28 protein-coding genes, 1 tRNA gene and 1 pseudogene are annotated in these 25,527 nt (G+C 62.6%); 7 read left to right on the top strand and 23 right to left on the bottom strand.

The features are described from left to right. Window positions 1–135 precede the first annotated feature (135 nt). The 3 genes from LPA35_RS00810 to LPA35_RS00800 all read right to left on the bottom strand — a co-directional run bounded on the left by LPA35_RS00810 (window position 136) and on the right by LPA35_RS00800 (window position 3,224). Window positions 136–1,641, bottom strand: a complete 1,506-nt coding sequence (locus tag LPA35_RS00810; RefSeq protein ID WP_055400425.1) for a tripartite tricarboxylate transporter permease — start codon at window positions 1,639–1,641, stop codon at window positions 136–138. Between the two features lie 12 nt (window positions 1,642–1,653). After that, window positions 1,654–2,172 carry a tripartite tricarboxylate transporter TctB family protein gene (locus tag LPA35_RS00805; RefSeq protein WP_055400468.1) on the bottom strand — a complete coding sequence of 173 codons (519 nt, stop codon included), beginning with the start codon at window positions 2,170–2,172 and terminating at the stop codon, window positions 1,654–1,656. Window positions 2,173–2,264: 92 nt separating this feature from the next. Then, on the bottom strand, window positions 2,265–3,224 hold the full coding sequence (locus tag LPA35_RS00800) for a tripartite tricarboxylate transporter substrate binding protein (RefSeq protein ID WP_055400423.1): 960 nt from the start codon (window positions 3,222–3,224) through the stop codon (window positions 2,265–2,267). 125 nt (window positions 3,225–3,349) lie between these two features. Between LPA35_RS00800 and LPA35_RS00795 the strand changes: the two genes are divergently transcribed. From LPA35_RS00795 to LPA35_RS00785, 3 genes are read left to right on the top strand one after another with little or no spacing between them, the layout of a single operon-like run. After that, window positions 3,350–4,033, top strand: coding sequence for a response regulator transcription factor (locus tag LPA35_RS00795; protein ID WP_055400466.1), 684 nt, complete (start codon window positions 3,350–3,352; stop codon window positions 4,031–4,033). Then, window positions 4,030–5,496 (top strand): sensor histidine kinase, encoded by a 1,467-nt coding sequence (locus LPA35_RS00790; protein ID WP_228894459.1) that lies wholly within the window; start codon window positions 4,030–4,032, stop codon window positions 5,494–5,496. Before LPA35_RS00795 ends, LPA35_RS00790 begins: the two co-directional genes overlap by 4 nt. Beyond that, on the top strand, window positions 5,493–5,924 hold the full coding sequence (locus tag LPA35_RS00785; RefSeq protein WP_055400419.1) for an RNA-binding S4 domain-containing protein: 432 nt from the start codon (window positions 5,493–5,495) through the stop codon (window positions 5,922–5,924). Before LPA35_RS00790 ends, LPA35_RS00785 begins: the two co-directional genes overlap by 4 nt. Window positions 5,925–6,050: 126 nt before the next feature. Here the strand turns inward: LPA35_RS00785 and LPA35_RS00780 are convergent, their stop codons facing one another. From LPA35_RS00780 to LPA35_RS00720, 13 genes are all read right to left on the bottom strand, one after another. After that, window positions 6,051–6,644, bottom strand: coding sequence for a recombinase family protein (locus LPA35_RS00780; RefSeq protein ID WP_228894457.1), 594 nt, complete (start codon window positions 6,642–6,644; stop codon window positions 6,051–6,053). 824 nt (window positions 6,645–7,468) lie between these two features. After that, entirely contained in the window at window positions 7,469–7,777 is a 309-nt protein-coding gene (locus tag LPA35_RS00775; protein WP_228894455.1) for a hypothetical protein, read from the bottom strand. 10 nt (window positions 7,778–7,787) lie between these two features. After that, the gene (locus tag LPA35_RS00770; protein ID WP_228894453.1) at window positions 7,788–8,381 is read right to left on the bottom strand and encodes a GspH/FimT family pseudopilin; all 594 of its coding nucleotides are present in this window, start codon (window positions 8,379–8,381) and stop codon (window positions 7,788–7,790) included. 247 nt (window positions 8,382–8,628) lie between these two features. Next, entirely contained in the window at window positions 8,629–9,807 is a 1,179-nt protein-coding gene (locus tag LPA35_RS00765; protein WP_228894451.1) for a zonular occludens toxin domain-containing protein, read from the bottom strand. A 3-nt stretch (window positions 9,808–9,810) separates the two neighbouring features. Further along, window positions 9,811–10,113, bottom strand: coding sequence for a DUF2523 domain-containing protein (locus tag LPA35_RS00760; protein ID WP_228894449.1), 303 nt, complete (start codon window positions 10,111–10,113; stop codon window positions 9,811–9,813). Between the two features lies 1 nt (window position 10,114). Next, window positions 10,115–10,495 (bottom strand): hypothetical protein, encoded by a 381-nt coding sequence (locus LPA35_RS00755; protein ID WP_228894446.1) that lies wholly within the window; start codon window positions 10,493–10,495, stop codon window positions 10,115–10,117. Window positions 10,496–11,884: 1,389 nt separating this feature from the next. Beyond that, window positions 11,885–12,100, bottom strand: coding sequence for a major capsid protein (locus LPA35_RS00750; RefSeq protein ID WP_228894444.1), 216 nt, complete (start codon window positions 12,098–12,100; stop codon window positions 11,885–11,887). Window positions 12,101–12,103: 3 nt separating this feature from the next. Continuing rightward, window positions 12,104–12,307, bottom strand: coding sequence for a hypothetical protein (locus LPA35_RS00745; RefSeq protein ID WP_228894443.1), 204 nt, complete (start codon window positions 12,305–12,307; stop codon window positions 12,104–12,106). Window positions 12,308–12,426: 119 nt separating this feature from the next. After that, complete coding sequence (locus tag LPA35_RS00740) at window positions 12,427–12,612, bottom strand: hypothetical protein (RefSeq protein WP_228894442.1); 186 nt, start codon at window positions 12,610–12,612, stop codon at window positions 12,427–12,429. Further along, window positions 12,605–12,817 (bottom strand): hypothetical protein, encoded by a 213-nt coding sequence (locus LPA35_RS00735; RefSeq protein ID WP_055400689.1) that lies wholly within the window; start codon window positions 12,815–12,817, stop codon window positions 12,605–12,607. The genes LPA35_RS00740 and LPA35_RS00735 overlap by 8 nt, the downstream gene beginning before the upstream one ends. A gap of 2 nt (window positions 12,818–12,819) precedes the next feature. After that, window positions 12,820–13,143: a hypothetical protein gene (locus tag LPA35_RS00730; RefSeq protein WP_055400687.1), complete on the bottom strand. Its 324-nt coding sequence runs from the start codon at window positions 13,141–13,143 to the stop codon at window positions 12,820–12,822. A gap of 23 nt (window positions 13,144–13,166) precedes the next feature. Next, window positions 13,167–14,390, bottom strand: coding sequence for a replication initiation factor domain-containing protein (locus LPA35_RS00725; protein ID WP_228894441.1), 1,224 nt, complete (start codon window positions 14,388–14,390; stop codon window positions 13,167–13,169). Window positions 14,391–14,643: 253 nt separating this feature from the next. Further along, window positions 14,644–14,883, bottom strand: coding sequence for a hypothetical protein (locus tag LPA35_RS00720; protein ID WP_228894440.1), 240 nt, complete (start codon window positions 14,881–14,883; stop codon window positions 14,644–14,646). Window positions 14,884–14,961: 78 nt separating this feature from the next. On the opposite strand from LPA35_RS00720, the gene LPA35_RS00715 reads away from it, so the two are divergent. Beyond that, entirely contained in the window at window positions 14,962–15,297 is a 336-nt protein-coding gene (locus tag LPA35_RS00715) for a helix-turn-helix domain-containing protein (RefSeq protein WP_228894439.1), read from the top strand. Here the strand turns inward: LPA35_RS00715 and LPA35_RS00710 are convergent. The 7 genes and pseudogenes from LPA35_RS00710 to cysS form a co-directional block, all read right to left on the bottom strand. Next, window positions 15,265–15,357, bottom strand: a tRNA-Ser gene (locus LPA35_RS00710). The two genes, LPA35_RS00715 and LPA35_RS00710, sit on opposite strands and share 33 nt — an antisense overlap. Before the next feature lie 10 nt (window positions 15,358–15,367). After that, window positions 15,368–15,892 (bottom strand): annotated as a pseudogene (locus LPA35_RS00705) (ACT domain-containing protein); the annotation flags it as partial. Window positions 15,893–15,930: 38 nt separating this feature from the next. Continuing rightward, the gene (gene tilS, locus LPA35_RS00700) at window positions 15,931–16,896 is read right to left on the bottom strand and encodes a tRNA lysidine(34) synthetase TilS (RefSeq protein ID WP_228894438.1); all 966 of its coding nucleotides are present in this window, start codon (window positions 16,894–16,896) and stop codon (window positions 15,931–15,933) included. Between the two features lie 127 nt (window positions 16,897–17,023). Then, window positions 17,024–18,877 (bottom strand): methyl-accepting chemotaxis protein, encoded by a 1,854-nt coding sequence (locus LPA35_RS00695; protein ID WP_228894437.1) that lies wholly within the window; start codon window positions 18,875–18,877, stop codon window positions 17,024–17,026. Between the two features lie 171 nt (window positions 18,878–19,048). Further along, a complete protein-coding gene (locus LPA35_RS00690; protein WP_055400675.1) occupies window positions 19,049–20,026 on the bottom strand; it encodes an acetyl-CoA carboxylase carboxyltransferase subunit alpha in 978 nt (325 codons plus the stop codon). Between the two features lie 113 nt (window positions 20,027–20,139). After that, entirely contained in the window at window positions 20,140–20,814 is a 675-nt protein-coding gene (locus tag LPA35_RS00685; protein WP_176885413.1) for a DNA-3-methyladenine glycosylase, read from the bottom strand. A gap of 47 nt (window positions 20,815–20,861) precedes the next feature. Next, complete coding sequence (gene cysS / locus LPA35_RS00680) at window positions 20,862–22,244, bottom strand: cysteine--tRNA ligase (RefSeq protein ID WP_228894435.1); 1,383 nt, start codon at window positions 22,242–22,244, stop codon at window positions 20,862–20,864. A gap of 215 nt (window positions 22,245–22,459) precedes the next feature. Between cysS and LPA35_RS00675 the strand changes: the two genes are divergently transcribed. The 3 genes from LPA35_RS00675 to LPA35_RS00665 all read left to right on the top strand — a co-directional run bounded on the left by LPA35_RS00675 (window position 22,460) and on the right by LPA35_RS00665 (window position 25,501). Beyond that, window positions 22,460–23,551, top strand: coding sequence for a nuclear transport factor 2 family protein (locus tag LPA35_RS00675; protein ID WP_228894434.1), 1,092 nt, complete (start codon window positions 22,460–22,462; stop codon window positions 23,549–23,551). 85 nt (window positions 23,552–23,636) lie between these two features. Next, window positions 23,637–24,923: a L,D-transpeptidase family protein gene (locus LPA35_RS00670; RefSeq protein ID WP_055393541.1), complete on the top strand. Its 1,287-nt coding sequence runs from the start codon at window positions 23,637–23,639 to the stop codon at window positions 24,921–24,923. After that, the gene (locus tag LPA35_RS00665; protein ID WP_228894433.1) at window positions 24,920–25,501 is read left to right on the top strand and encodes a peptidylprolyl isomerase; all 582 of its coding nucleotides are present in this window, start codon (window positions 24,920–24,922) and stop codon (window positions 25,499–25,501) included. The genes LPA35_RS00670 and LPA35_RS00665 overlap by 4 nt, the downstream gene beginning before the upstream one ends. Window positions 25,502–25,527: the final 26 nt, after the last annotated feature.

Raw genomic sequence — 25,527 nt, 5'->3', positions numbered from 1 at the left:
GGGGGCGTCCAGCCCCCGGTGTCTGGCTTGCGCAGATGCTGAAAAACATTCGTGCCAACGGGTGCCCCAAGAAACAAAAAAACCGCGCCATTGCAGCGCGGTTTTTTTGGGTGAAGGGCGCGCGCTGCGTGCCGGTCAGGTCTGCACCAATGCCAGCTTGCGCGCCGCCCAGCGCCGCAGCAGGCGCGGCACGATCAGCACGGCCAGCACGATGACGATCAGGGTCAGCGAGCCTGGACGCTCCACGAAGATGCTCCACTTGCCTTCGCCAATGGCCACGGCATTGCGCATCTGGGCTTCCGCCAAGGGGCCCAGGATCATGCCCACCACCACCGGCGCAGCCGGGAAGTCAAAGCGGCGCATCACCACTCCCAACAGGCCAATGGCGTACAGCAGCACCAGGTCGAACGCGCTTTGGCGCATGCCATACACACCGAGCGTGGAGAACACCAGAATGCCCGCGTACAGGTACGACTTGGGAATGTTCAGCAGCTTGACCCACAGGCCCACCAAAGGCAGGTTCAGGATGAGCAACATTACGTTGCCGATGTACATCGACGCGATCAGCGCCCACACCAGCGCACCGTTGGTGTCAAACAGCTGGGGGCCTGGCTGGATGCCGTAGTTCTGGAACGCGCCGAGCAGGATGGCCGTGGTATTCGATGTGGGAATGCCCAGCGTGAGCAACGGGATCAGCGTGGCCGTGATGGCCGCGTTGTTGGCGGCTTCGGGGCCGGCCACACCTTCGATGGCGCCGGTGGTGCCGAACTCTTCGGGGTTCTTGCTCAGCTTCTTTTCAGCGGCATAGCTCAGGAAGGTCGGGATCTCGCTACCGCCAGCGGGCACGGTGCCAAACGGAAAACCGATGAACGTGGCGCGAATCCACGCGGGCCAGGAGCGCTTCCACTCTTCCTTGGTCATGTGCGTGCTGGTCAGGCGGTTCTGCGTTTCGTCGGTGCGGCCTTCGTACATCACGTTGTACAGGGCTTCGCCCACGGCAAACAGGCCCACGGCGATCAGCACGACCTCGATGCCGTCCATCAACTCTGGCACACCGCCGGTGTAGCGGGCTTGCCCGGTGAGCTGGTCGATACCAATGAGGCCCATGGCCAGGCCAACGAACAGCGCGACCATGCCACGCAGCGTGCTCTTGCCCAGCACCGCACTCACGGTGGTGAAGGCCAGCACCATCAGCATGAAGTATTCGGGCGGGCCGAGGCGCACAGCGTATTCGGCGACCAGGGGCGCAAAGAACGTGACCAGGATGGTGGCAATGGTGCCCGCCACAAACGAGCCAATGGCAGCGGTGGCCAGCGCCGCACCAGCGCGGCCGCTTTTGGCCATCTTGTTGCCCTCCATGGCCGTGACCATGGACCCGGCCTCACCGGGCGTATTGAGCAAAATGGACGTGGTGGAGCCGCCGTACATGGCGCCGTAGTAGATGCCCGCAAAGAAGATCATGGAGGCCGTGGCCTCGACCTTGACGGTGATGGGCAGCAGCATGGCCACGGCCACGGCCGGGCCAATGCCTGGCAACACGCCCACGGCGGTGCCGATGATGCAGCCCACAAAGGCCCACATCAGGTTGATGGGTGTTGCAGCGGTCGCAAAACCCTGCATCAAAAGGTTTAAGGTATCCATAACATGCAGGCTTTACAGCCACCCCGTATTGGTCAGGCCGGGCAGGTTGATGGCCAGCAATTGCGTAAACATCCAGAACACAGGCGCAGACACGGCCACGCCGATGGCGGAGTCTTTGATCCAGGCCTGCAGGCGCAGGTCCAACTCGCCTTCCGAACTCCTGAAGCCCCGCACCGACAGCACAAAGCACAGTGCGCAACTCAGGATGAAGCCCAGCGTGGTGATGAGCAAGGCATTGAGCAGCAGCCCGGCCGACACCCAGATGAAGCCCTTCCAGTGGGCGTGGGTGTCGCCGGAACCTTCTTCCAGGTCGCGAAACCCGCCCGTCAGCGCGTGCACCACGCAAAGCACACCACAAATCAGGATGGCAATGCTGACCACCCAGGGAAAGAAATTGGGGCCTACACCGCCATAGCCAGCCTCAGAGCTGACCGAACTGGCCCCCCAGGCCAGGCACAGCGCCAGCACCACCAGCCCCGCACCGATCAAGGTCTGCAAAGGCTTGGAGCGCGATGAATGTTGTTGTGTCATGTTTTTCTTTCGCACCGAGCGGTCGGCGGCATGGCCGCACACCCCTGTCAGGGGCGCGCAGCCAGCGCCTTGACCTGCTTGCTTGTCTCAGATCAGATCATTCCAGACTTGGCCATCGTGGCGCGCATGCTGGCGAACTCGGCGTCCACAAAGTTGGCAAACTCGTCACCCGCCATCCATGCAGGGGTCCAGCCGTTCTTCTCCATGGCATCCTGCCAGGCCTTGTGCTTGAAGGTCTTGGACAGGGCGTCGATCAGTGCCTTGCGCTGCTCGGCCGTGATGCCGGGCGCGCCATACACGCCACGCCAGTTGCCGATTTCCACGTTGATGCCCTGCTCCTTGAGCGTGGCCACGTTCACGCCCTTCAGGCGCGAGCCCGAGGTGACACCCACCGCACGCATCTTGCCCGCAGAGATGTACTCGGCAAACTCGCTGTAGCCGCTGCCGCCCACGGTGACGTTGCCGCCCAGGATGGCGGCGGTGGCCTCACCACCCCCACGGAACGCCACGTAGTTGATCTTGGCGGGGTCCACGCCCACTTCGCGCGCAATCATGGCTGCCGCAATGTGCTCGGTAGAGCCGCGCGAACCACCGCCCCACTTCACGCTGCCGGGGTCCTTCTTGAGTTGGTCCACCACATCCTTCATGGTCTTGAAAGGCGAGTTGGCGGGCAGCACGAACACGTTGTATTCGCTGGTCAGGCGCGCCAGGGGCGTGACCTTGTCCAGGCCGACCGGCGGCTTGCCGGTGATGATGCCGCCCAGCATCACGGCGCCCATCACCATCATCGCGTTGGGATCGCCCTTGCTGGCATTGACGAACTGGGCCAGACCGATCGCACCGGCGGCGCCACCCTTGTTGTCATAGGACACCGACGCCGCTGCGCCCGCATCCTGCATGGCCTTGCCCAGGGCACGGCCGGTGGAATCCCAGCCACCGCCGGGGTTGGCGGGAATCATCATCTTGAGGGCCGGAGCGCTCTGGGCCGACACAGGCAACACGCCTGCGGCGGCCATGGCAGCCAGTGATTTGAGGAAGGTATCGCGACGCATGGTGTCTCCTTGTAAGGTTTGCGAACCGCTCGATGATGCGCGCCCTGCCTGTCAAACGGCTGTCCATGGACTCAGGGAAAACACTCATGCGACCGGGCCGATGAGACGGTGCTATGGTGCCGCGCATGCAATTGCTTCTTGTTGAAGACGACCCCACCATGCAAGCCACGCTGCACCGCGCCCTGACACGCCGTGGCATGGAAGTCACCGCCGTGGGCGACGGCCGCGCGGCGCTCAGCCAGTGGGCCGCACGGCAGCCCGACGCGGTGATCCTGGACCTGACCCTGCCCGGGCTCGACGGCCTGCAGGTGCTGCAGCAGGCGCGCTCGCGCGGGCTGCGCACCCCCGTGCTCATCCTCACCGCACGCGGCACTGTGGGCGACCGCGTGATGGGCCTGAACGCGGGTGCCGATGACTACCTGCCCAAACCCTTTGACCTGGACGAGCTGGAGGCGCGCCTGCGCGCCCTGGTGCGGCGCAGCGCAGATCCCACCGTGGCGCCGCTGGCGCCCAGCACCGTGCAGATCGGCGCCATCCGTTACGACAAGGACAGCGGCGCGCTCTACCTGAATGGCGAAGTGATGGAGCTGACACCGCGCGAACTGGCGCTGATGCACGCCCTGCTCGCCCAGCCCGGCCATGCCGTGACGAAGGAGCGGCTGTACGAACTGGTGTTCCCCGGCCAGCTGGATGTGCAGTACGAGGCCATTGAGGTCGTGGTGTACCGCCTGCGCAAGAAGCTGGCAGGCACGGGCCTCACGCTGATGACCCTGCGCGGGCTGGGCTACCTGCTACGGGCCGACACATGAGCGCTGCAACGGACTCTGGCCGCCACCCTTCGTTGCGCAGGCGCCTGCTGCTGGGCATTCTGCTGCCGGTGGTGCTGTTCATCGGGTTCAACACCTACAGCCTCTACCAGCAGACCCTGGCCTCGCTCAATACGGCCTATGACCGCACCCTGCTGGCATCGGCCAAAAGCATCAGCGAGCAACTCGATGTGCGGGGCTACGACGAAGCGGCAGAGTTGCGCGCCACGGTGCCCTACTCCGCCCTGGAAGCCTTTGAGGCGGACAACCAGAGCCAGATGTTCTACCGTGTGTCCACCTTGCAAGGCGACCTGGTTTCTGGATTTGCCGAACTGCCGGTATGGCGCGGCCAGATACCGGCCCGCCCGCCGTATGCGGCATTGGTGGATTTCTATGACGACCGCTTTCGGGAGCGCGATGTGCGCGTGGCCGTGCTGCTGCAGCCCGTGGCCAGCTCGGAAGGCCGCACCATGGCCGTGATCCAGGTGGCCGAAACCCTGGAGGTGCGCGAAACCCTGGCCTTGCAGATTCTGCGCAACACCCTGCTGCGCCAGGCCCTGCTCGTCGCCGTGATCGCGTTGACCGTGGTGCTGGTGGTGCAGCGGGCCATCCACCCTGTGCGGCAGCTGAGCCTGCAGCTACAAGGGCGCAGGGAGGGCGACCTGAGCCCCATCGCGGCTCCCTCCACCCCGCGCGAACTGCAGCCGCTGATCGATGCCACCAACGAGGTCATGCAGCGCCTGCGCCACCTGCTGCGACACCAGAAGCGCTTTGTGCGCGATGCCTCGCACCAGTTGCGCACGCCGCTGGCGGTGCTCAAGACCCAGGTGCAGTCCGCCCTGCGCGGCGACGTGGAGCCCCAGCAGGCCCTGCATGAAATCAGCGACACCGTGGACCGCGCGACCCAGCTGGCGAACCAGATGCTGGCACTCGCCAAGGTAGAGCAACTGCGCCAGCAAAGTACCCCACCGACCACACGGCTGGACGAAATGCTGCGTACCGTGGCGCTAGAAATCTCGCCCCTGATCGCCCAGCGCGACCTGGATTTCGGCATACACACCGAGCCCGCACGGGTGCAGGCTCATGAGTGGATGCTGCGCGAGCTGAGCCGCAACCTGTTGCACAACGCCGTGCGCCACGCCCCACAGGGCAGTGAACTCACGGTGGATCTGCGCACCGACAGCCACCATGTGGCGCTGACCATCAGCGACCACGGCCCCGGCATCGACGACGAACTGGCGACACGCCTCTTTCAGCCCTTTTCGGCCGGCGACGTGCGCGCGGGCAGCGGCCTGGGCCTGGCGATCTGCCACGAGATCGTGCAAGCCCTCGGTGGCAGCATCGCCTTAACCAACCGCATGGTGGGCAGCAGACTGACAGGGCTGGACGCCGTGGTGCGCCTGCCACTGGCCGCGCCGTCGGCTGACATGGGCAACCCCGCACACTCGGCACAATCCCCGGCATGAACACCCTGGAGACAATGCGGCTGGACAAGTGGCTCTGGTGCGCGCGCTTTTACAAAACCCGCAGCCTGGCCACCGAAGAAATCGGCAAAGGCCGCGTCACCGTCAATGGCCAACTGGCCAAACCCGCGCGGGACCTGCGCTGCGGCGATACCGTCGCGCTGCGCCAGGGGCCGGTTGCCCGTACGGTGCTGGTGATGGGCCTGAGCGGAGCGCGCGGCCCAGCACCTGTCGCCCAACAGCTGTACCAGGAAACGCCCGATAGCATCGCCACCCGCGAAAAGGCTGCGGAGTTGCGCCGCCTGGCACCCGAACCCGCCGCCACGCTGCACGAAGGCCGCCCTACCAAACGGGATCGGCGCGAGATCGACAAGGTGAGCAACAAGGGGGGCGATTGGGGCAGCCGCTGGAGTGCGTCCATCGACGAATGAGCGCAGCGTGGGCCTTGCGGATTCGCCGGGCGCGGCAGACAAGGCGCCAAGACGGATGCATCACAAGAAAAAAGCCCAAGTGAATGAATCACTTGGGCTTTATCTTGGCGGAAACGGATGATTTCGCTAACACCTGGAGCGTTTGAGATAGTCGCCCGGCTTCGTAGCGCGGTACACGGCGCGCTTTGCGGCCGACTCGGACACCCCATATTTCAGGCTTAGAGCCTTGTAGGTTGTTTCGCCCTTCTGATACTCCTGAACTAACGCGCGTTCATCCTCTAGTGTCAAACTCCTGATACGACCAGGGACCCTCCCCCTAGCCCTTGCGGCTATCTGCCCCGCAATAGACCTCTCCCGAATCATCGACCGTTCCAACTGGGCCACTGCGCCGAGTATTTGGACAACAAAAACGCCCATGCTATTGGTCGTGTCCAAAGGCTCTGTAACGCTCTTGATGGTGGCACCGACGCCTTCCAATTGACGCAAAATCTCCAGCAGGTCAAACAAACTACGAGCAATACGATCGATTTTGTAGACAACGAGGACATCACCACGACCAAGAGATGCTAGGCAGCGGGCCAACTCTTGACGACCGCGCCGCGTCGATCCGCTAGCCTTCTCCTGAAAAATCGTTTTGCAGCCCGCTTTGCCCAGCGCATCAAGCTGCAACGCGGTATCTTGATCCTGTGTTGAAACTCTCGCGTATCCGATAAATGCCATTCTCTTCCCTCCCTTTTTTCGGAAGAACTTAGACGCTCTTACCAGTTGGTAAAAGCCGGAAATGGCAACCCCACGTGCCACAGGAAATAAGCGCCTTGTCAGTGCGCTATGAAAGCGGACATCCAACATCCAATTTTTGAGCTTGCTTCGCAGCTTTGGACGCTCGCCGCGTGGCGTCCGTTCCCCGTCAAAGACTGCGCCCAGCACCGTTCCCCTGAGTTCTTCGCCTCTTCGGCCAACGCTACGCCAGGACCGCGCCGCTGGCGCTTTGGGTGTCTCCAGGGGGAATCCATAAATCTGCGATTTACAAACCCTCCCCCCTCCGAAACCCAATCCAGGCTTCACTTAAGGCACGGCGAAGAACTCAGGGGAACGGTGCAAGCAAAGGCCGCTTGCACGGGCAACAGACAACTGTTGACCGGCTCGGAATCTAGGGGCCCGGTACACCTGAAGGGGAACACCATGATCGCAATGAACTACCGCAAGTATCCTGAAGCTCTGGCGCTGCAAATGCCTCTGCAGTTCGGTCGCTTGTTGGTGTGGGCAACGTCGCGGCCAACGACTCGGGTTCTGCGAGCGACAAGGGCGGCGCGTAGCGCTGCGTTCAAGGCTGCTGGGCGTGTGGCCTACCCGGTGAAGCGATCGACGCCAGCATGGGCAAAGGAAGCCGCGCAAAAGGCTCGCGCATTGGGCCGTCTGGTGAAAACGGCTTGCCGCTCGTTATGCTAGCTTTCAGAGCATGAACGCAAGAGCTTTTGAACGTGCACAAAGATGCCAACAAAAAAGCCCGCGCATGGCGGGCTTTCTGTGAGTTGATGTGTAGCCTAGGTTTTTCGCGAAATCGACCAAATGGCAAAAATCACGGCCGACAGGACCAGGGCACCTTGCAAAATTACCACGCCCAAAATCATCTGAATTCCGTTGCCGACTTCGGACAAATCAGCAGGGATGAAGTTCGCAAAAACGTTGAATCTTGGAAGGGAAAGATTCAGCAGCGATTCCATGGCCAGCTGGCTGCCGAATGCCGCGCCTATGAACAGCAACAGCGCAAAAATAGCACTGACGGTTACGCCAACAAGTATGGACATTTTCAGTCGCTTGATGGGATCAGAGAAATCAGTTTCTTGAATCAAGATGAACTCCTTAGCAAGATTCAGAGCCTTTGACTTGCTTGTATTTTCCTGGGCCAGTAATGCAAAGCCGCCTGGTGCTGAGATCGGTCAACATTCTGTCTTTGGCGATCACATCCATTGATAGATTGTTGAAGATTGCCCCGTCTTTGTTGGTGACTCGACCGCTGCGGTCCATGAAAAGACGGCCGTTGTCGTTTGGGGCAACTGCCAGAAGTGTGCTCGGTGAGGGGGTGCTTTCCTGAATGGTGCATTCAGTTGTGTCGGCTGGGGTGCATGTAGCTTGATTGCCGTCTCTGTTTTGGTCGATGTAGATCCGCCAGCCGCAACTCCAATCGTCATTTCCGGTAGACACACAACTACCGAAAACGTCGTTCTTGACGAGGACGATGTTTCCACCGTTGGTGATAGCCCTGGATCTTGCGAAATACAGGCTGCTCTGCAGTTCCTCAATCGTTGTTTTAACTCGCCAGCGTTCGATCAGTGGTTGGAAACTCGGCAGCGCCAGGGCAACCAGCAGTCCCAAGATGCTCACCACCATTAAGACCTCGACGAGGGTGAACCCGGTCTGTTTGTGTGGATGGGATGGCGATGAAGTGTGAAGCATGAATCACCCTTGAAAAGAGTCAGCGTGTGCTGGTTTGGTATGCGGGCGCAGGAAGTCCGGCGCAAGCCAGCACCAAAGACTTGATTTTGCCCAAAAATAAGCTCGGTGAGTGTGTGGAATAGCGCACACCGGGAGGAACGTGCTATCCACACGGATCAGCGGTAGGTGATGGCTTGACGAATGGCAAGTTCTGGCTGCGTGCTTGGTTCCAGTTTTGTTCAGCCTCCTTCATTGGGTTCGCACAGCACTAGCCGCCCTGGTTGCCGCTGTTGTGCGGGTGGACGTTGAAGGCGGGGTTTCTGATGCCCAGCGCCTGGGGTATGTCGGCTTGGGTGATCTGACCAGGTTGCTGTAACTGCGGGGGCGGCATGGGTACGCTGTGCACCTGCTGGGGCGGTGGCTGCATTGCTTGCATGGGCTGCATACGGACCTGTTGCGGGAGCATTTGCGGGGCCTGTTGGGCGGACTGCTGGGCTTGCTGTTGCCAGTCCACAAAGAAGCCTTGCGCCACGATCTGGAGGCACACAGGGCCACTGACCTGCAATAGCGTGGCTTGCTGGGTGTAGCACTTGCAGGTTTTGCCCATGGTGATGCATGCGGCAGGGTACGGGGCAACGGTGGGCTTGGTCACTTCGTCGTAGGCCGGGGCCGTGTGCGGGAAGTCTCTCAGGCGCGGCGAGCGCTGTTCAATGTATTGCTCTGGGGTGAGCTTTGCGGCCACTGCCTGCGGTGCTGCGGCGATGGTTTCGACCTGGCTGGCGGGTTTGGTGGCGGCCTTCCCTTCGGTCTTGGTCAAGAGCTTGGAACCGGCGAGCCAGATCAACAGCGGGATGAGCAGGACGCAGGCCAGGAACACCCAGAGCTTTGCGGGCAGCTTCTTTTTGCCGGTGTGCAGGCTTGCGCTTTTGTACCAGCTGTAAACATCCTTGGGGAAGGCTTGCATGGTGACGGTGCCGGTCTTGCCACTGCCGTCTTTTTCGCAATTGGGATTGACTGCGGACCACTCCAAGACGCTGACCATATCGACACCGAAAGAGCGCTTGAGGTGGCGGTGCCATCCAGGCGGGCCGATGAGGCGGCGCACGAAGCTGTCTATGTTCTGGGGGTGCTGGGTGACCAGATAGAAGTCAAAGCCGCGTCTGCGGTGCTCTGCAAGCATCTTGACGGCTTCGGGCACGGTGGAGCCTGCGGGCCGGTTGGGCAGATCGTTGTGTGCTTCATCGATCAGAAAGATGGTCCCATCGGGCTCTGCCTGCCAGTCCTTGAAGTCGATCTTTTTCCAGCCGTCCAATTCGCCACCGGGCACGGGTTCGAAGCGCCCGTTATGGCACACGGGGCGGTTTTCTTTGAGCTGGCGTTCACGAACCCACTTGAGGGTGTTCAGGGTCTTGCCTGCGCCATTGGCGCCGCTGATGAGGTACAGCATGGGCTACTTCTTTCGGAAGCGCTTGACCGCACCGTCCATGCCGTTCAAGCCCAACCGAACGGCGACGGCGGATGTAACGATGCTGATTGCCACGCCCACTTGCATGAACGACAGGAGCCCTACGAGGTCAGCAGGTAGGCCGCTCAGCGCTGCGATGGCGTCCCCCTTGAGCCGGTTCAACACGGTATCTACGCCGGTGTAGGTGATCACCGCGACACCGAGGGAAACAAGAACCTGACCGGCGACGCTCCCGGCCACGTTCAACAACATGCCGCCCGCAGCGGCTACGAATGCAGGCAATGCCATATCAACCTTCCTTCCCTGGAGCAGAGACGATGCGGAACGCGGCCAAGCTGGCAATAGCCACAAGGATCATCCCCATGTACTGCAATGACGGGCAGATTTTTGACATCGGCAGGGTGACGCCAAAACCAATAACGTTGATGCTCAAGTCCCGAATGCAGGCCCCCCCACCGAGGACGTTTTCTCGGCTCAGGCGCGTTGAAAGATCAATGGTTTCGTTACCCGGAAGATCAGTAGTCACATCGCGAGTGCGGCCCTTGGCCTTTTCTTCGTTGTAGAGCTTGGACTCTGGCGATTCGTCGTCAAACAACTGGCATGCGCGGCGGTGCTGTTCTTTGGCTATGGCGCACTGGATAGCATCGCCTTCGCAGGCAAAGCCAGCCATGCAGGAGCCACCGAATCCTGAATCGCCGTCGCCATCTCCATCACCGCCCCCATTGCCAGGGCCACCGGGAGCGCCAGGGCCAGGGCCTGGGGGTTCCGTGTAGTGACAGGACCCATTGACGCGAACAGTGCCGGGTGGGCATCCACCATCACCGTCAGGAGGGGTCGGGTTCTTGATGCACCAGCCGTTGCTCATGTGATAGCCGTCAGGGCATTTGCCTTCTGCATCCGGGTCTTCGGGTTCGGGCTCTGGGAAGTCGGGGCCTTCGCCGGGGTTGGTGCCACCACCGGGGCCAGTACCGCCGCCGCCAGGGCCTGTTCCGGGACCTGTGCCTGGATCACCAGGGCCGGTGCCTGGACCGGTACCGGGGCCAGTTCCAGGGCCGGTACCAGGGCCAGTGCCGGGGCCTGTTCCAGGGCCAGTGCCGGGACCGGTTCCGGGGCCGGTGCCTGGACCCGTACCAGGGTTGGTTCCGGGGCCTGTACCGGGGTCCGTGCCGGGGTTGGTTCCCGGGTCTGGATTGGGGCCGCTATCAGCGCCGGGGGTGCATGTAGAGCCGGTTTGCCGCCCCGTGCCGGTGCACTCGGTCTTACCTTCCCAAGTGACGCAAATAGACGGATTGGTCTTTACCGTGCATCCGTCTTCGCAGCTATAGGTGGTGGTGTTGCCGTTGGTGAATCTTTCACCAACATCCTTTCCGGGCTTGCAACCGTTCTTTTTGCAGACACCGTTTATGCGGGTGTAGCCGGGCTCACACGGTGGCTCTTTGACGCACACGCCATTGACTCGGATTTCATCTTTCCCGCAGTCGTCGGGCACACAGGCGCCGCCTTCTTCGTGCTGGCCTGCGGGGCATGGGTTCTTGGGTTTGCACTGGCCGTCTTTTTCTACGAAGTCGGGGGCGTTGCATTGGCACTTGCCTTCGGCGTCAGCGGTGGAGTTTCCAGGGCAAGAGCTACCGGCTTTAGTTGCACCCACAGAACCTTGATATGTAGTGCCGCCTGGGTTTGCTGGATTCACTGCGGTAAACGGGCACGTAGCCACAGTGCCAGATGCGTCTAGAGAAACACCACCGCTCAACGTGCGCACAAGGTTGGGTGAGTTGGTGTTGAGATACTGGAGGGCCATCGCACAGGCGGCTGATGCGCTGGAGGCAGTGCCAGGGCCATATGAGGGAGTCCACTGCTCGACGGGCGAGACAGCGGCATGCAGCGGCCACAAGACAAAGGCACAGAGCGTGGCAATGATCAGGCGGAGAAGATTAACCATGCGGCCCCCAGAGTTGCGACGATGACGAGAAGGCCCATTTGCTTTCACCTTGAAGAAGCCCACCGCGTGGACTTTTGCAAGGCCCCTGCCGGCCGGTCAGGGAGCACATGCAGCTAGCGCTTAGCTGATAGCGCGGCGCACCCACTTGAAGGCCGCGACGGCCACCACGACCAGCAGCACAGCGGCGCCGATCAGGCCGATGGGGGTCACGGTGTCATTGATTTCAGATACCACGCCGGTCACGTCGATGGCGGCGTGTGCGTTGTTGGCGAGGGCCAGGGCACCGACTGCGGCAGCAGTGGCAAAGCGGCGGGTTTGTGCATTGATGCGGTTCATTTTTCAGTCCTCATTGGGTTGGTTTCCATCGGAAGATTTGATGGTCTGGATGAGGACCCGGAAGGCCCACGCCACAGCCCACACCAGCAGGATGGCGCTGCTGATTACGGCCCCTTCCTGCGGACTCAGATCGAGCACAGGTAGGGTGATTTCGTGTTGCACCGTGACCGTGCAGGTCGAGGTGCATTGGATGGTTTGCTCAGGCATTGCGGTCTTTTTCGCCAAGTAGCCAGTCATCGAAACGGCGCATCAAACGGTGAACAACGAAGAAGACGCCAACCGATCCGATGACGAGGACACAAACGCCGAGACACACACGGAGCGACTCAGGCATGACCACGGCTCCGGGCATGGGCGATGCGTTCACGGCGGGCTGCGCGGGTGTGCAGGCGGTGGGCCAGCACGTGCATGGAGCCGACCAGTAATTGCCACAGGGCGGCGCCGATGAAGCCGCTGCAGATGCCCACGATTGCGAGGCGGTGGGCTACGTGCGTGAGGTCGATTTCAGGCATTTAGGGCCTTTCCATAAAGGTCATCAAGATCAACGACGGCGGGCCGGTGGAAAGGCTCCGCGTGATCCTCGATTAGCTGGACGCAGGTTTCCACGTCATCCAGCGTTGCAGCCTCAGACAGCAACATGACCCATTCGGGCTGTCCGTCCTCAACGTTGGGCGCGAGAAAGCAGCCCGTGGTGCGCGACTGGATGACGAGGCGCATGGTTAGGCTGCGGCTTTGGCCGTGGCTGCGGGACGGATGCCCAGGAGGGTCAGCTTGGTGGAGTTGTCAGCACCTGCCACCACGTCGAATTCGCAATCGCACATCACGCCAGTGATGGGCCATTTGTTCTTGAGGTGTGCCCACTTCTGGAACTCGGACGAGTCGCCAAACTTGAATGGGCGTGTGACGACCCCGATGCTTTCGCCGCTGGAGCTTTGACCCATGTCCACCGACAAATGAAACGTGGTGGAGTCGAAGGCGCGGCCTTCATAGTCGCCCTTGCTGGACTTGATGCCGTGCAACACGGCTTGGCTTTGCATACGCATTTGATGTTTTCCTTTTGGCCGGGTTATGCGGCGAACGCAGCGGGGCCAGCGCTGGTGCCAGAGACTTTTTTGAACATGGCCTGATAGACGCGCTCGACTTCTTGCCGCTTGAACTTCGACAGACGGCCAGGAAGCTCTGCGCAGTTCTCGATGAAGCCCGCGAGGGTTTCGCGGTCCATGTAGAGGAAGGCCAGCGCAGCAGATTTGCCAGCGGTGGAGAAGAACCAACGGGCGTTGCGCGTGCACTCCGCCATCAAGGTTTCAAGGGGCAGGCGTGGCTCTGTTTTGATGGGTTCGGCCTGGGCAACTTCGCCGTGCTCGGAGAGCATCAATGCGTGCCATTCACTGGTGCCTGCAAAGAAGTTCGCGGGCCTGCGCAGCAGATCCACGGGCAGCAGGCGCTTTTGATTTCCATAGCGCACTTCGATGCGTTGCCAGCCGGTGGCGTCCTGCTCGCCATAGAGCTGAACGCCCTTGTCGTACACGTTGGTTTGCTTGCCTGCGGCCTTGCTGCCGAAGTAGAAGGACCGGCCCACGCCACCGGAGCGCCACGCGCCCACACAGTTGTGCTTTGGGCGGTGGCCGAGGTGATCCATCAGGCCCGCGTCGTAGTCGGAGCCGATGCGGTCCATGCCGCCAGAGATTCCCTCGAAGAAGTCCAAGGCCAGATCGCACCGCGTGACTACTGCGCGGTGTTCTTCCAGATAGTCGGCCATCTGGTAGTGCCAACCAGGGCGGGCAAACGTGCACGCTGCACCGTAGAGATTGCAATGCAGCGTCTTGGCCTGGGCCGATTGGCGCGGGCTGTCGCCGCTTGACAGGCACCCGACCCAGCCGCATTCAGAGCCTGCGCGCATGATCGACCAGCGGTAGCGGTAGAAGTCGTGACCCTTTTTCAATTCGGGGTCTACCGTGAAGCCAGCGCCGAGCAATTCACAGACGTTTTGCGCTAGCTCCAGCGCTTGCGTGGTGGCCGAGAAGTCGGGGTCATCCAGGCCGCGAAGGATGCGGGCCAGATCGTGGCGGCGCCGGTCTTCTTCGCTGATCTGGTGGAGGGACTTTTCCCAATCCTGGGTTTCGTCGCGTGGGGGGAAGAGGGTGTCCACCGTGGGGACGGGGGCATGGCGCAGGTTGAGGGTGAAGCGCAGCCAGTCGATATGAACGGGCGAGCCGGTAACGGTGCGCTCTTCGTGCAGACGCAACAGAACCTCGTTGCCATCGAGGACGAGCGGGGTTGCGATGGTCAAGCTCTGCCCCCTTCGAAGTTGTCCCCGTGATTACCATCGGGGACGGCTGTTGCCGACGCTACGCACCCCCCAAAATTGATAGCAGAGGATTCAACAGCCGCCGTCGCAGGCGCGCCCGCGCTTCGCTTGCCGGTCGCGCCCGCGTCGTCTTGCTTGGGCAGCGAGTCGAGGAAGGCGAGGACGTGTTGCCATTGGTGGGGGGCGCGGCCTATGAACATGGGCACCATGCCTGCGCCGGATTGCACAAGGGCTTTCATGCCGGAGCCTTGATGAAAGCGATCCAATCCGACGAGGCCACGGAAATGACGCGGAAGTCGTCGCTCATGTGGGAGTAGTAGTCGCGCTCATCGCGGAAGCACCACGTTCCACAAGGCCAAATCACTATGTCGTCAGGACTGGTGCACACCCCCTGCCCGCCAGCGGCTGGAGCCGCCAAGCTTTCGCCGGGCCGTTTGGTGGCAGGGGGCGTGCAAACCTGAGGTGTTGGGGACATGGCGGCTCCTGTGTGAGAATTACCAAATTGCAACCATTGCCAATTTGGTAACGCAATACTAAAGGAATAATTCTCAAAATGGAACCACTTGTCACACACCTAACGCTGGAAACACTTATCCAGCGGGCAGCAGACGTTGCCGGTAGCCAACGAAAGCTAGCCGAGCTACTCGGTCTGAACCCGTCGAACTTGGTAGAGATGAAACAAGGGAAGCGCGCCTGCGGTTGGCGCGTGAGGGGAAAAATGCGCGCCATCCTGGGCGAAGACCCGGCGCATGCCTTCATGGCCGCGATGGCCGAAGACCTAGAGCAGTCAGAAAATCAGGACGAAAAAAAAGCTGCTGATGGCTTTAAGGCCATGCTTGCAGCTTTTCCTGATGGTTGGCGGAAACGGAGGGATTCGAACCCTCGATGAGGCTCTACACCCCATACTCCCTTAGCAGGGGAGCACCTTCGGCCACTCGGTCACGTTTCCAATCCCGCTATTATGCCCCATTTCTGAGCCGATCCAGGCAGTCTGGTACGGCTTGCTGGTCACACTCGAATGCTCTGCACAGGCTTTGCGCTGCCAAATCGGCGTACTTTTCATCGATCACCACTGAGGTCTTGATTGCGGACGTGGAGATCATCTGGATGTTGATGCCCTCTTCCCTCAGGGTACTAAACATCTTGCTGGCCACCCCCACAGGGCTGTGCATGCGGATACCGGCGATGCTCACCGCGCAGATGGTGGTGTCCCCCACCAGTTCCTGCACCCCCAGTGTGGGTACCACCTTCTCCTGGAGCAGGTCCATGGTGCGGGCATAGTCAGTGCAGTGCACGGTGAAGCTGACGTCGGTTTTTCCGTCCTTGTTCACGTTCTGGATGATCACGCCGACTTCGATGTTGGCATCGCCCACCGCGCTCAGGATCTCGCGGGCAAGGCCGCGCTTGCCGGGCACGCCCAGCACGGAGATCTTGGCCTCGTCGCAGTTGACCACGATGCCTGGTACGACGGCTTGTTCCATTTTTTGTCTTCCTCGCAGGGTGCCTTGCGATGTTCGGGCAACTAGAGCTCCCCAACTTGGGGGTCGCACCAGTCAAGGGCGGGCCCGGTCCGCACCACAAAGCCACGCCCCACCTTGATGTGGATGCGGTGGCCGCGCGTGGTGCAGGCCGCAATCTGGTCCAACAGCTCGCCCAGTTGCGCCGCCGCGGGTGTGGTGTGGTGGAACTGGCGCAACCAGTGGCGCAGCACGTTGGCCTGGCGCGAGCGGCTCAAGCCCTGCAGTGCAGCGATCTGCGGCGGTGCACCGACGCGCGCCAGGTCCTGCTGCGCCAGTTCTTCGAGCAGCTCAGCGGCCTGCGCGGCGTTGGAGGCCGAGCGGGCGAACGTGTCGCGAAACGCCGGAAAGGCGGCCTCCAGCACAGGCAGTAGCTGCGCGCGGATGCGGTTGCGGGTGTAGCGCTCGTCGGTGTTGGTGGGGTCTTCCACCCAGCCCTGTTCCTGCGCTCGCAGCCAGCTGCGAATGTCTCCGGCGGCCACCGGCAGCAACGGGCGGTGCCAGACCACGCCAGCGCGTTCCCACCGGGCAGGCATGGCGGCCAGCCCGGCAACGCCTGCACCACGTGACAACGCCAGCAGCAGCGTCTCAACCTGGTCATCCGCATGTTGCGCAATTGCTATTGATTTGATAGCTATTTGCGATTGACTGGCAAGCGCTACAGCCTCAAAAGCCTTGTATCTTGCCTGTCGGGCGGCATCTTCGGGACTCTGGCCCGGGGCATGGCGGGCATCCAACCGTTCCACCCACAGCGGCACGCCAAGGCCCTGGCACAAGGCGGTGCAATGCCGCTCAAACCCATCGGCCGCCTCCTGCAGGCCGTGGTGCACATGGATGGCCTGCACCTGCCCAGGCCACCGGCGCGCACAAGCCAGCAGCAGCGCCGTGGAATCAGCCCCGCCACTCAGACCCACAGCCAGTGGCAGTGCGGGGGCAAAGGCCTGCATGGCAGCGTCGAAAGACTGGGTCACTGCGGCACCCGGCCCGCGCCACGGAGCGGTGGTGGCGCATCAAGCACACAAAAGCGATGGACAGAGCGGGAATGCATGGGCGCCGATTATCGCGGGCACCTTGCCCTCGCCTGCCCCCTTCATCCCATCAACCGGCTGGCGCGGACAAACGCGGCCCGGCGCGTGAGGCATCGGCGGACAGGCGGAACGTGCCCACCACCTCCGACAGCCGCACCGACTGGTCCTTGAGGCTCTGGGCTGCGGCGGCGCTTTGCTCCACCAGCGCCGCGTTCTGCTGGGTCATCTGGTCCAGGTGCGATACCGCCTGCCCGACCTCGTTGATGCTGGTGCTTTGCTCGTTGGTCGAGGCCGTGATCTCGGCCATGATGTCCGTGACGCGCTGCACCGAGGTCACGATGTCTTTCATCGTGGTGCCCGCGTCATGCACCAGGCGCGAGCCGTTTTCCACCTGTTCCACCGACGCGCTGATGAGCTGCTTGATTTCCTTGGCCGCCTCCGCACTGCGCCCAGCCAGGCTACGCACTTCGCTGGCCACCACCGCAAAGCCCCGGCCCTGCTCGCCAGCGCGCGCTGCCTCTACCGCCGCATTCAATGCGAGGATGTTGGTCTGGAAGGCGATGCCGTCAATGACTCCAATGATGTCGTTGATCTTGCGCGACGCGGCATTGATCTGCTCCATGGTGGTCACCACATTGCCCACCACCTGGCCACCGTGCTGCGCCACGCTGGATGCCTGTGCCACCAGCTGGTTGGCCTGGCGAGCTGAATCCGCGTTGTGCCGCACGGTTTCGGTCAGCTGCTGCATCGATGCGGAGGTTTCCTCCAGGCTGGAGGCCGTGAGTTCGGTGCGCCCGCTCAGGTCCTGGTTGCCCGTGGCGATCTCTTCGGCCGCCACGCGCACCGAGCTGCTGGCGTCTCGAATCTGCGCCAGCACACCCGAGAGCTTGCCCGCAAAGCTGTTGAAGCTGGCAGCAATCTGCGCCAGTTCGTCTTCGCCCTGTGCGTCGATGCGGCGCGACAGATCACCGTCGCCTGTGCCGATCTCGTGCATGGCGTCGCGCACCAGGCTCAACTGGCGCAGGCGCCGGGTCAGGATCACACCCAGCAACCCGACGGCCACCAGCAACACCAACACGCTGGAGACCAGGGATGTGGCCAGCATGGCGCGGATGGGCGCCATCGCTTCGCTCTCATCCAGGGCCACCACCAGCATCCACGAGGTGCCAGCGATGGGAACCACACTCAGCAGGCGGTTGCGCCCCCCAATGTCGGCCTGCAACAGGCTGGTGCTGTCCTTGGCGGCTGCGACCAATTTGTCCACCGCAAGGTCTTTGGACAGCTCCGCAATGGGCTTGAGGGTAAGCGCCTGATCGCGGTGGGCAATGATCTTTCCGTCGGCTGACACCAGGAACCCAAAGCTCTGGGGCGTGGGCCGGATGGAGGCCACATTGGCCACCACCGACTCCATATACACATCGCCCGCCGCCACCCCCTTGAGGGCGGCGCCTGCGCCCACCGGGGTGGCAAACGTCACCACGAGCTTCTGGTCCGACGCTGAAATATAGGGCGGCGTGACGACCGACGTGCCCGCCTGCGCCGCCTGCTTGTACCAAGGCCGTGCGGTGGGGTCGTAATCTGCCGGCAAATTGCGCGTTTCAGAGAACACGTATTTTTTGTCGGCATAGCCAAAATAGGCGGTACTGAACTTGCCAGCGTCCCGCAGCATGGCCAGCGGCTTGGCGGGCTCGGGCTCTTCAAAGGCGGTGACGGACGCCGCAATGATCGCCGACTTGCCCCGCGCCCATTCCTCAATGGTCTCGGCGTGGCTTTTGGCCGTGGCCAGTCCCTCTTCCGCCAGCGACACCTGCGCCTGCCCGCGTGCCGAAAAGTAGTTGACCAGGGTCAGTACCAGCAGGGCGGCCACCATACACAGGGCGGACAACACCAGAATCTGGCCTTTGAGCGTCTTCAGAAGCGACATGGGGCACCCCTTCTTGATCCACCCGCACGGACGGGAGGATTGAGCCATGTTACATCCGGTATCAGCCTGTGCGCCAGTGGTGGTTAGCGCGCAGAGCGCTAGGTTCTGACCACAAAAACAACAACGGCCCCGAAGGGCCGTGGGCGCAATGCGCGGTGGGCAGTCAACCGCTCAGCGGCTATCGGCCTTGGTGTCGCTGAAGCGGCCATAGCTCTGCAGACGCTCGTAGCGGCGGTCCAGCAGGTCTTTGGTCTTGAGGTCGGCCACCTGGCGGAAGGCATCGCCCAGGGCACGCTTCAAGAAGGCCGCCATCTGCTTGTGGTCGCGGTGGGCGCCGCCCACGGGCTCGCTCACGATCTTGTCCACCAGGCCCAGGGCCTTCAAGCGGTGGGCGGTGATGCCCAGGGCATCGGCAGCCTCCTGTGCCTTGTCGCTGGTCTTCCAGAGGATGGAAGCGCAGCCCTCAGGGCTGATCACGGAGTAGATGGCGTATTGCAGCATGACGACCTGGTCACCCACGCTGATGGCCAGTGCGCCGCCAGAGCCGCCTTCACCAATGATGGTGGTAATGATGGGCACTTCGAGCTGCGCCATCTCGAAAATGTTGCGGCCGATGGCTTCAGACTGGCCGCGTTCTTCGGCGTCGATGCCGGGGTAGGCGCCGGGCGTGTCCACAAAGGTGAACACGGGCAGCTTGAACTTCTCGGCCGTTTTCATGAGGCGCAGGGCCTTGCGATAGCCCTCGGGCTTGCTCATGCCAAAGTTGCGCATGGCGCGCTCCTTGGTGTCGCGCCCCTTCTGGTGGCCCAGCACCATGCAGGCGTGGCCGTTGAAACGCGCTAGGCCGCCCACGATGGACAGGTCGTCCGCGTAATGGCGATCGCCGTGCAGTTCCACGAAGTCGGTGAAGATGTCGCGCACGTAGTCGAGCGTGTAGGGGCGCTCGGGGTGCCGGGCAATCTTGGTGATCTGCCAGGGCGACAGTTCGCTGTAGATATCTTTGGTGAGCTGCTGGCTCTTCTTGCTCAGCTGGTCGATTTCTTCCGAGATATCGACGGCACTCTCGGTCTGCACGTAGCGCAGTTCTTCAATTTTGGATTCGAGTTCGGCGATGGGCTGCTCGAAATCCAGAAAGGTCTTTTTCGCCAACGTTTTTCTCCTAGGGGATCGCGCCGGTTGCGGCTGCCACGAATACGAATGGCACGCACTGTAACCGACGGTTAACGAGTTTTGTAAAGCGCGTCAGGCTGGGTCAGCCGTTTTCAATAAGCCACCGGCAGGGGGTCGAGCGATCGCCAAATATACCAAGTTGCCACGCTGCACCATGGCTTCCAGGCCTCGGCCACCTCGCGCGCATCGCTGCGGCTGACGGGATCGCCCGAGAAATAGTTGTGACTGATTCCTGCGATCAACCCTGGGTCATCCAAGGGCAATACGTTGGGACGCATCAGGTAGAAGATCAGGAACATCTCGGCCGTCCAGCGGCCAATGCCTCGGATCGCTACCAGTTCGGCAATGATGGCTTCGTCGTCCATCGCCGCCCAGTCCTTCACGTGCAGCTTGCCTTGTTCAAAGTGGATGGCCAGGTCCACCAGGTAATCCACCTTGCGCGCCGACAGGCCTGCGGCCCGCATGTCGTCGATCTTGAGCTTGAGCACGCTGGCGGGCTTCATGCCGCGCGGCAGCAGCGCGACGAAGCGCTCCCACACGGCCTGCGCCGCCGTGACGGACACCTGCTGGCCCACGATGCTGCGCGCCAGCGTGACGAACGCATCACCCCGCGTACGCAGCGCGGCATCGCCCAACTGCGGGATCAGGCGCTTCATCACCCGGTCCTTCTTCACTAGGTGCTTGCAGGCCTCCGCCCAATAGTCGGGCGTGGCCAGCACCAACGGCGGCGTTGCAGCATCGCTCGCTATCTTTTTAAGAGCTGCCACCGATTACCCCACCTGCGCCAGAGGCCTATTTGACATAAAAACCAGCTTCACTGCGCAGCTTCCCAGGTCGTGCCTGCGGCGGAATCCTTGAGCACGATGCCCTGGGCAAGCAGCGCCTGGCGGATGCGGTCGGCCTCAGCGAAGTTCTTGGCAGCCTTCGCGGCAGCGCGGGCGGCGATCTGCGCCTGGATGTCGGCCTCGTCCACGCCACTGGCCCCCGCTTGCAGAAAGGCTTTGGGGTCACCTTGCAGAATGCCCAGGCATCCCCCCAGCGCCTTGAGCAGCCCCGCCAGAGCGGCCGATCGCGTCTTGTTGACTTCACCGGCCAGATCAAACAGCACGGCCACGGCCTCGGGCGTGCCAAAGTCCTCGTCCATGGCCGCCTTGAAACGCGCGGCGTAGGGATCGGCCCAGTTGATGGTCGCCACATCGGCGGGCGCCACCAGGCTTAGCGCCGTGTACAGGCGCTTGAGCGCTTGGCGCGCGTCGTCCAGATGGGCATCGCTGTAGTTCAGCGCGCTGCGGTAGTGGGCCCGCACGATGAAGAACCGCACCGTCTCGGCGTCGTACTGCTGGAGCACGTCGCGGATGGTGAAGAAATTGCCCAGACTCTTGGACATCTTCTCGTTGTCCACGCGCACAAAACCGTTGTGCACCCAGAACTTCGCGAGCGGCTTGCCCGTGGCGCCTTCGCTCTGGGCGATTTCGTTTTCGTGGTGGGGGAACTGCAAATCAGCCCCGCCGCCGTGGATGTCAAACGTCTCGCCCAGCGTGGCGCAGCTCATGGCCGAGCATTCGATGTGCCAGCCGGGGCGGCCGGCGCCAAAAGCGCTTTCCCACTTGGCCTCAGGTGGTTCCTCGGCCTTGGCGGACTTCCACAGCACAAAGTCGAGCGGGTCTTCCTTGCCATCGAGCACGGCCACGCGTTCACCCGCACGCAGTTCATCGAGCGACTTGCCCGAGAGCTTGCCGTAGCCGTCGAACTTGCGCACGGAGTAGTTCACATCGCCATTGCTGGCACGGTAGGCCAGGCCCTTGCCTTCCAGCTGGCCGATCAGCGACAGCATCTGGGGCACATATTCGGTGGCGCGCGGCTCGGCCGAAGGCGGCTCGATGCCCAGCAGGCCGATGTCCTGGTGCATGGCGGCAATCATCTCGTCGGTGAGCTGACGGATGGTGATGCCGCGCTCCAGCGCGCGCTTGATGATCTTGTCGTCAATGTCCGTGATGTTGCGCACGTAGGTGACGCGGTAGCCGCTGCTTTTGAGCCAGCGCTGCACCACGTCAAAGGCCATCATCATGCGGGCGTGGCCGATGTGGCACAGGTCATAGATGGTCATGCCGCACACATACATGCGCACATGGCCAGGTTCGAGCGGGGAAAAGTCTTCCAATGCACGCGACAGCGTGTTGTAGATGCGCAAACTCATGGGATTTCAGTAACGGGGGATGGGGTGGTGGGTGAATGAAAATCCACCCGGCAGCTGGGGGCAAAGGCCCCTGGCGAAGGGTTGGCCCAGCGAGGGGCCTACAGCGAAATCACCCGCGGCAACAGCGTTCCGTCATGACAACCCCCTCAGCTACAATCCGCCGCAGTATAAGCCCCCGCCCGGGACAGACGCTGCCCCACACCTTTGAAGCCCCCATGAAGCAAGTCCGCCGCACACTTCCACGCCTCCTGCGCCTGCTGGCACTGACCGCGCTGCTGGGCACTGGCGCGGCCCAGGCCGACGACTACACAGAAATCACCCAGCTGATCAAAGCAGGCAAGCCCGCCGACGCGCTCGCCAAGGCTGATCAGCGCTTGGCCGCCAACCCACGCGACCCGCAGCTGCGCTTCCTGCGTGGCGTGGCACAGGCAGATTCGGGCAAGCCTGCTGATGCCATCACCACCTTCACCAAGCTGACGGAAGAATACCCAGAGCTGCCCGAGCCCTACAACAATCTGGCGGTGCTCTACGCCAACCAGAATCAGCTGGACAAGGCACGCACGGCGCTGGAGATGGCAATCCGCACCAACCCCAGCTACGCCACTGCCCACGAAAATCTGGGCGACATCTACGCCAAGCTGGCCAGCCAGGCCTACAACAAGGCGCTGCAGCTCGATGCCACCAACGCCAACTCCGTCAAGCCCAAGCTGGCACTGATCCGCGAACTGTTCGCGCCAGAAGCCGCCGGCAAGCCAGGCCGCCCCGCCGCCGCAGCCCCGGCAACGGCCCCTGCCGTGGTGGCCACGCAGCGGCCAGCGCCACCCGCAGCAGTGGCCCCTGCCCCTGCACCGACCCCGGCAACCACCCCAACACCCATCCCCGCATCTGCGCCCACTGCAGCGCCTGCTATAGCCCAAGCCCCCACCGCAGCACCCGCAGCCACCACGGCAGCAGCAAGCGACGCCGCAGCCGTTCAGGCCGTGACCTCGGCCGTGCAGGCATGGGCGGCCGCCTGGTCGGCCAAAGACATGCAGGCCTATCTGGGCGCCTACGACAAATCGTTTGATCCACCTGGCCGCCAGACGCGCTCAGCGTGGGAAAAGGAGCGCGAGGCGCGCATCGTGGGCAAGTCCAAGATCAACGTGCAGCTGTCCGACGTTACCGTTGCGGTCAATGGCGACAAGGCCACCGCCCGTTTTCGGCAGGCCTACACTGCTGATGCGCTCAACGTCACGAGCCGCAAGACGCTGGACCTGGTGAACCACAACGGCCGCTGGACCATCGTCCGCGAATCCACAGGCGGTTGACTGTGAACCCCGACCCTGGGCCTGCGCAGCGTGCGCGGGCTGTGCCTGCTGCCGAGCCCCTGAAGGCCTGAACCTGAAACCGCGCATGTTTGTGGAGTTGTCCGCACCAAGCCGCCGGGCTGCGGCAGGCACCCTGTTCCTCGCCGCACTGCTGCAGGCAGCACCGGCGCACGCCCAGAGCGGAAAAGTACGCCGCGCCGCCACCCAGCCTTCGACAGAGCCAGCCGACACCAAGGCGCCCAACCTGCGCGACGGACAGGCGGAAACGCGCCTGCTGGCCGTGTACAAGCTCATCGCAGAAGGCCGCAGCCGCGAGGCACTGGCCCAGGCCGAAACCCTGGCGCGTGACTATCCCAACTTCCAGCTGGCGCAACTGGCCGTGGGCGACCTGCTGATGTCGCGCACGCGGCCCATCCGCCGCATGGGCGATGTGCCAGAGCCCGACACAGCACGCAGCCTGCAGGTAGCCACCACCCTGGAAGAGCTGCGCAACGAATCGCGCCAACGCGTGGACGCCCAGCGCAGCCGCCCACCCGCACACAGCATTCCCGCCCAGTTCCTGGAACTCTCGCCCCGCTCGCGCCATGCGATTGCAGTGGACGCGTCGCGCTCGCGCCTGTACCTTTTCGAGAACACGCCCAAGGGCCTGCAGTTGGTGGCCGACTACTACGCCTCGGTCGGCAAGCTGGGTATCGAGAAAAGCCTGGAGGGCGACCAGCGCACACCGCTTGGTGTGTACTTCATCACCAGCCGCCTGGACCCCGCCACGCTCAAGGACTTCTACGGCGCAGGCGCGCTGCCCATCAACTACCCGAACCCCCTGGACCAGAGCCGGGGCAAGACCGGCAGCGGCATCTGGCTGCATGGCACGCCACCCGACCAGTTTGCCCGCGCGCCCCTGGCCACCGATGGCTGCCTGGTGCTGGCCAATCCCGACCTGGAACGCATTCTGCGCACGGTGGAGCCCCGTTCCACCCCCGTGGTCATTGCGCGCCAGCTGCAGTGGGTAGCGCCCCACGCTGTGCAGGCGGACCGCAAGTCTTTCGACGCGGTGCTCAATGCCTGGCGCAACGCCAAGACCCAGGGCGACATGAATCGGTTGCTGGGCTTTTACGCACCGGACTTCCAGAGCTACCGCAAAAAGCCTCTCAACGAGTGGACCCAGGTGCTCCAGGCGGAGACCCGCGCCCTGAAAGGCCGGGAACTCCACCTCAAGGACAAGTCTTACCTGCGCTGGACAGACTCCGCCGACACCATGGTGGTAACGTTCGGCGAAGTCGCCGAAGGCGCCCGCACGGGTCCCGTCAAACGCCAGTACTGGGCGCGGCGGGGCCAACAATGGCAGATATTTTTCGAAGGAGTGATTGGATGATTTCCAGAAGAAATTCGACCCTGGCGCTTGCAGGTATTGCGCTGACAGCTATTTTTTCAGTAGCGTCCGTACAGGCGCAAGACGCCCCCAAGGTCAAGCTGTCTACCTCGATGGGCGACATCGTGGTGCAACTCGACCCGGCCAAGGCGCCCAAGACGGTGGAAAACTTCCTGGGCTACGTCAAGGACAAGACCTATGACGGCACCGTGTTCCACCGCGTGATCGATGGTTTCATGATCCAGGGCGGTGGCTACACCGCCGACCTCATTCCCAAGCCCACCAGGGCCCCGATTCCGCTGGAAGCCAGCAACGGCCTCAAGAACGACACCTACACCATCGCGATGGCACGCTCGGGCAATCCCAACTCGGCCACGTCGCAGTTCTTCATCAACGTGAAGGACAACGCCATGCTCAACGCCCCGAGCCCCGACGGCCATGGCTATGCCGTGTTCGGCAAGGTGGTCGAAGGCACGGCCGTGGTGGACAAGATCAAGGCCGTGGCCACCGGCAACAAGGGCCCGCACCAGAACGTGCCCACCACTCCCGTCACCATCAACTCCGCCACCCTGGTGAAGTGAACCCGCCATTTTTTTGAAGGAAGCAT

Origin of the sequence: Acidovorax sp. Leaf73, from assembly GCF_916855635.1 — a bacterium.
GTDB lineage: Bacteria > Pseudomonadota > Gammaproteobacteria > Burkholderiales > Burkholderiaceae_C > Acidovorax > Acidovorax facilis.
The sequence above is the reverse complement of the archived record's forward strand: the minus strand, read 5'-3'. Positions and strand labels throughout refer to the sequence as shown.

Bases quoted from the DNA above. Each gene is read 5' to 3' on its own strand.
- LPA35_RS00780 (WP_228894457.1), bottom strand. From the start codon at position 6,644: ATGGCATTTATCGGATACGCGAGAGTTTCAACACAGGATCAAGATACC.
- LPA35_RS00785 (WP_055400419.1), top strand. From the start codon at position 5,493: ATGAACACCCTGGAGACAATGCGGCTGGACAAGTGGCTCTGGTGCGCG.
- LPA35_RS00790 (WP_228894459.1), top strand. From the start codon at position 4,030: ATGAGCGCTGCAACGGACTCTGGCCGCCACCCTTCGTTGCGCAGGCGC.
- LPA35_RS00810 (WP_055400425.1), bottom strand. From the start codon at position 1,641: ATGGATACCTTAAACCTTTTGATGCAGGGTTTTGCGACCGCTGCAACA.
- LPA35_RS00750 (WP_228894444.1), bottom strand. From the start codon at position 12,100: ATGAACCGCATCAATGCACAAACCCGCCGCTTTGCCACTGCTGCCGCA.
- LPA35_RS00720 (WP_228894440.1), bottom strand. From the start codon at position 14,883: ATGTCCCCAACACCTCAGGTTTGCACGCCCCCTGCCACCAAACGGCCC.
- LPA35_RS00670 (WP_055393541.1), top strand. From the start codon at position 23,637: ATGTTTGTGGAGTTGTCCGCACCAAGCCGCCGGGCTGCGGCAGGCACC.
- LPA35_RS00770 (WP_228894453.1), bottom strand. From the start codon at position 8,381: ATGCTTCACACTTCATCGCCATCCCATCCACACAAACAGACCGGGTTC.
- LPA35_RS00740 (WP_228894442.1), bottom strand. From the start codon at position 12,612: ATGCCTGAAATCGACCTCACGCACGTAGCCCACCGCCTCGCAATCGTG.
- LPA35_RS00760 (WP_228894449.1), bottom strand. From the start codon at position 10,113: ATGGCATTGCCTGCATTCGTAGCCGCTGCGGGCGGCATGTTGTTGAAC.
- LPA35_RS00795 (WP_055400466.1), top strand. From the start codon at position 3,350: ATGCAATTGCTTCTTGTTGAAGACGACCCCACCATGCAAGCCACGCTG.
- LPA35_RS00765 (WP_228894451.1), bottom strand. From the start codon at position 9,807: ATGCTGTACCTCATCAGCGGCGCCAATGGCGCAGGCAAGACCCTGAAC.
- LPA35_RS00735 (WP_055400689.1), bottom strand. From the start codon at position 12,817: ATGCGCCTCGTCATCCAGTCGCGCACCACGGGCTGCTTTCTCGCGCCC.
- LPA35_RS00695 (WP_228894437.1), bottom strand. From the start codon at position 18,877: ATGTCGCTTCTGAAGACGCTCAAAGGCCAGATTCTGGTGTTGTCCGCC.
- LPA35_RS00805 (WP_055400468.1), bottom strand. From the start codon at position 2,172: ATGACACAACAACATTCATCGCGCTCCAAGCCTTTGCAGACCTTGATC.
- LPA35_RS00675 (WP_228894434.1), top strand. From the start codon at position 22,460: ATGAAGCAAGTCCGCCGCACACTTCCACGCCTCCTGCGCCTGCTGGCA.
- LPA35_RS00715 (WP_228894439.1), top strand. From the start codon at position 14,962: ATGGAACCACTTGTCACACACCTAACGCTGGAAACACTTATCCAGCGG.
- LPA35_RS00755 (WP_228894446.1), bottom strand. From the start codon at position 10,495: ATGGCTGGCTTTGCCTGCGAAGGCGATGCTATCCAGTGCGCCATAGCC.
- LPA35_RS00800 (WP_055400423.1), bottom strand. From the start codon at position 3,224: ATGCGTCGCGATACCTTCCTCAAATCACTGGCTGCCATGGCCGCCGCA.
- cysS (WP_228894435.1), bottom strand. From the start codon at position 22,244: ATGAGTTTGCGCATCTACAACACGCTGTCGCGTGCATTGGAAGACTTT.
- LPA35_RS00745 (WP_228894443.1), bottom strand. From the start codon at position 12,307: ATGCCTGAGCAAACCATCCAATGCACCTCGACCTGCACGGTCACGGTG.
- LPA35_RS00665 (WP_228894433.1), top strand. From the start codon at position 24,920: ATGATTTCCAGAAGAAATTCGACCCTGGCGCTTGCAGGTATTGCGCTG.
- LPA35_RS00730 (WP_055400687.1), bottom strand. From the start codon at position 13,143: ATGCGTATGCAAAGCCAAGCCGTGTTGCACGGCATCAAGTCCAGCAAG.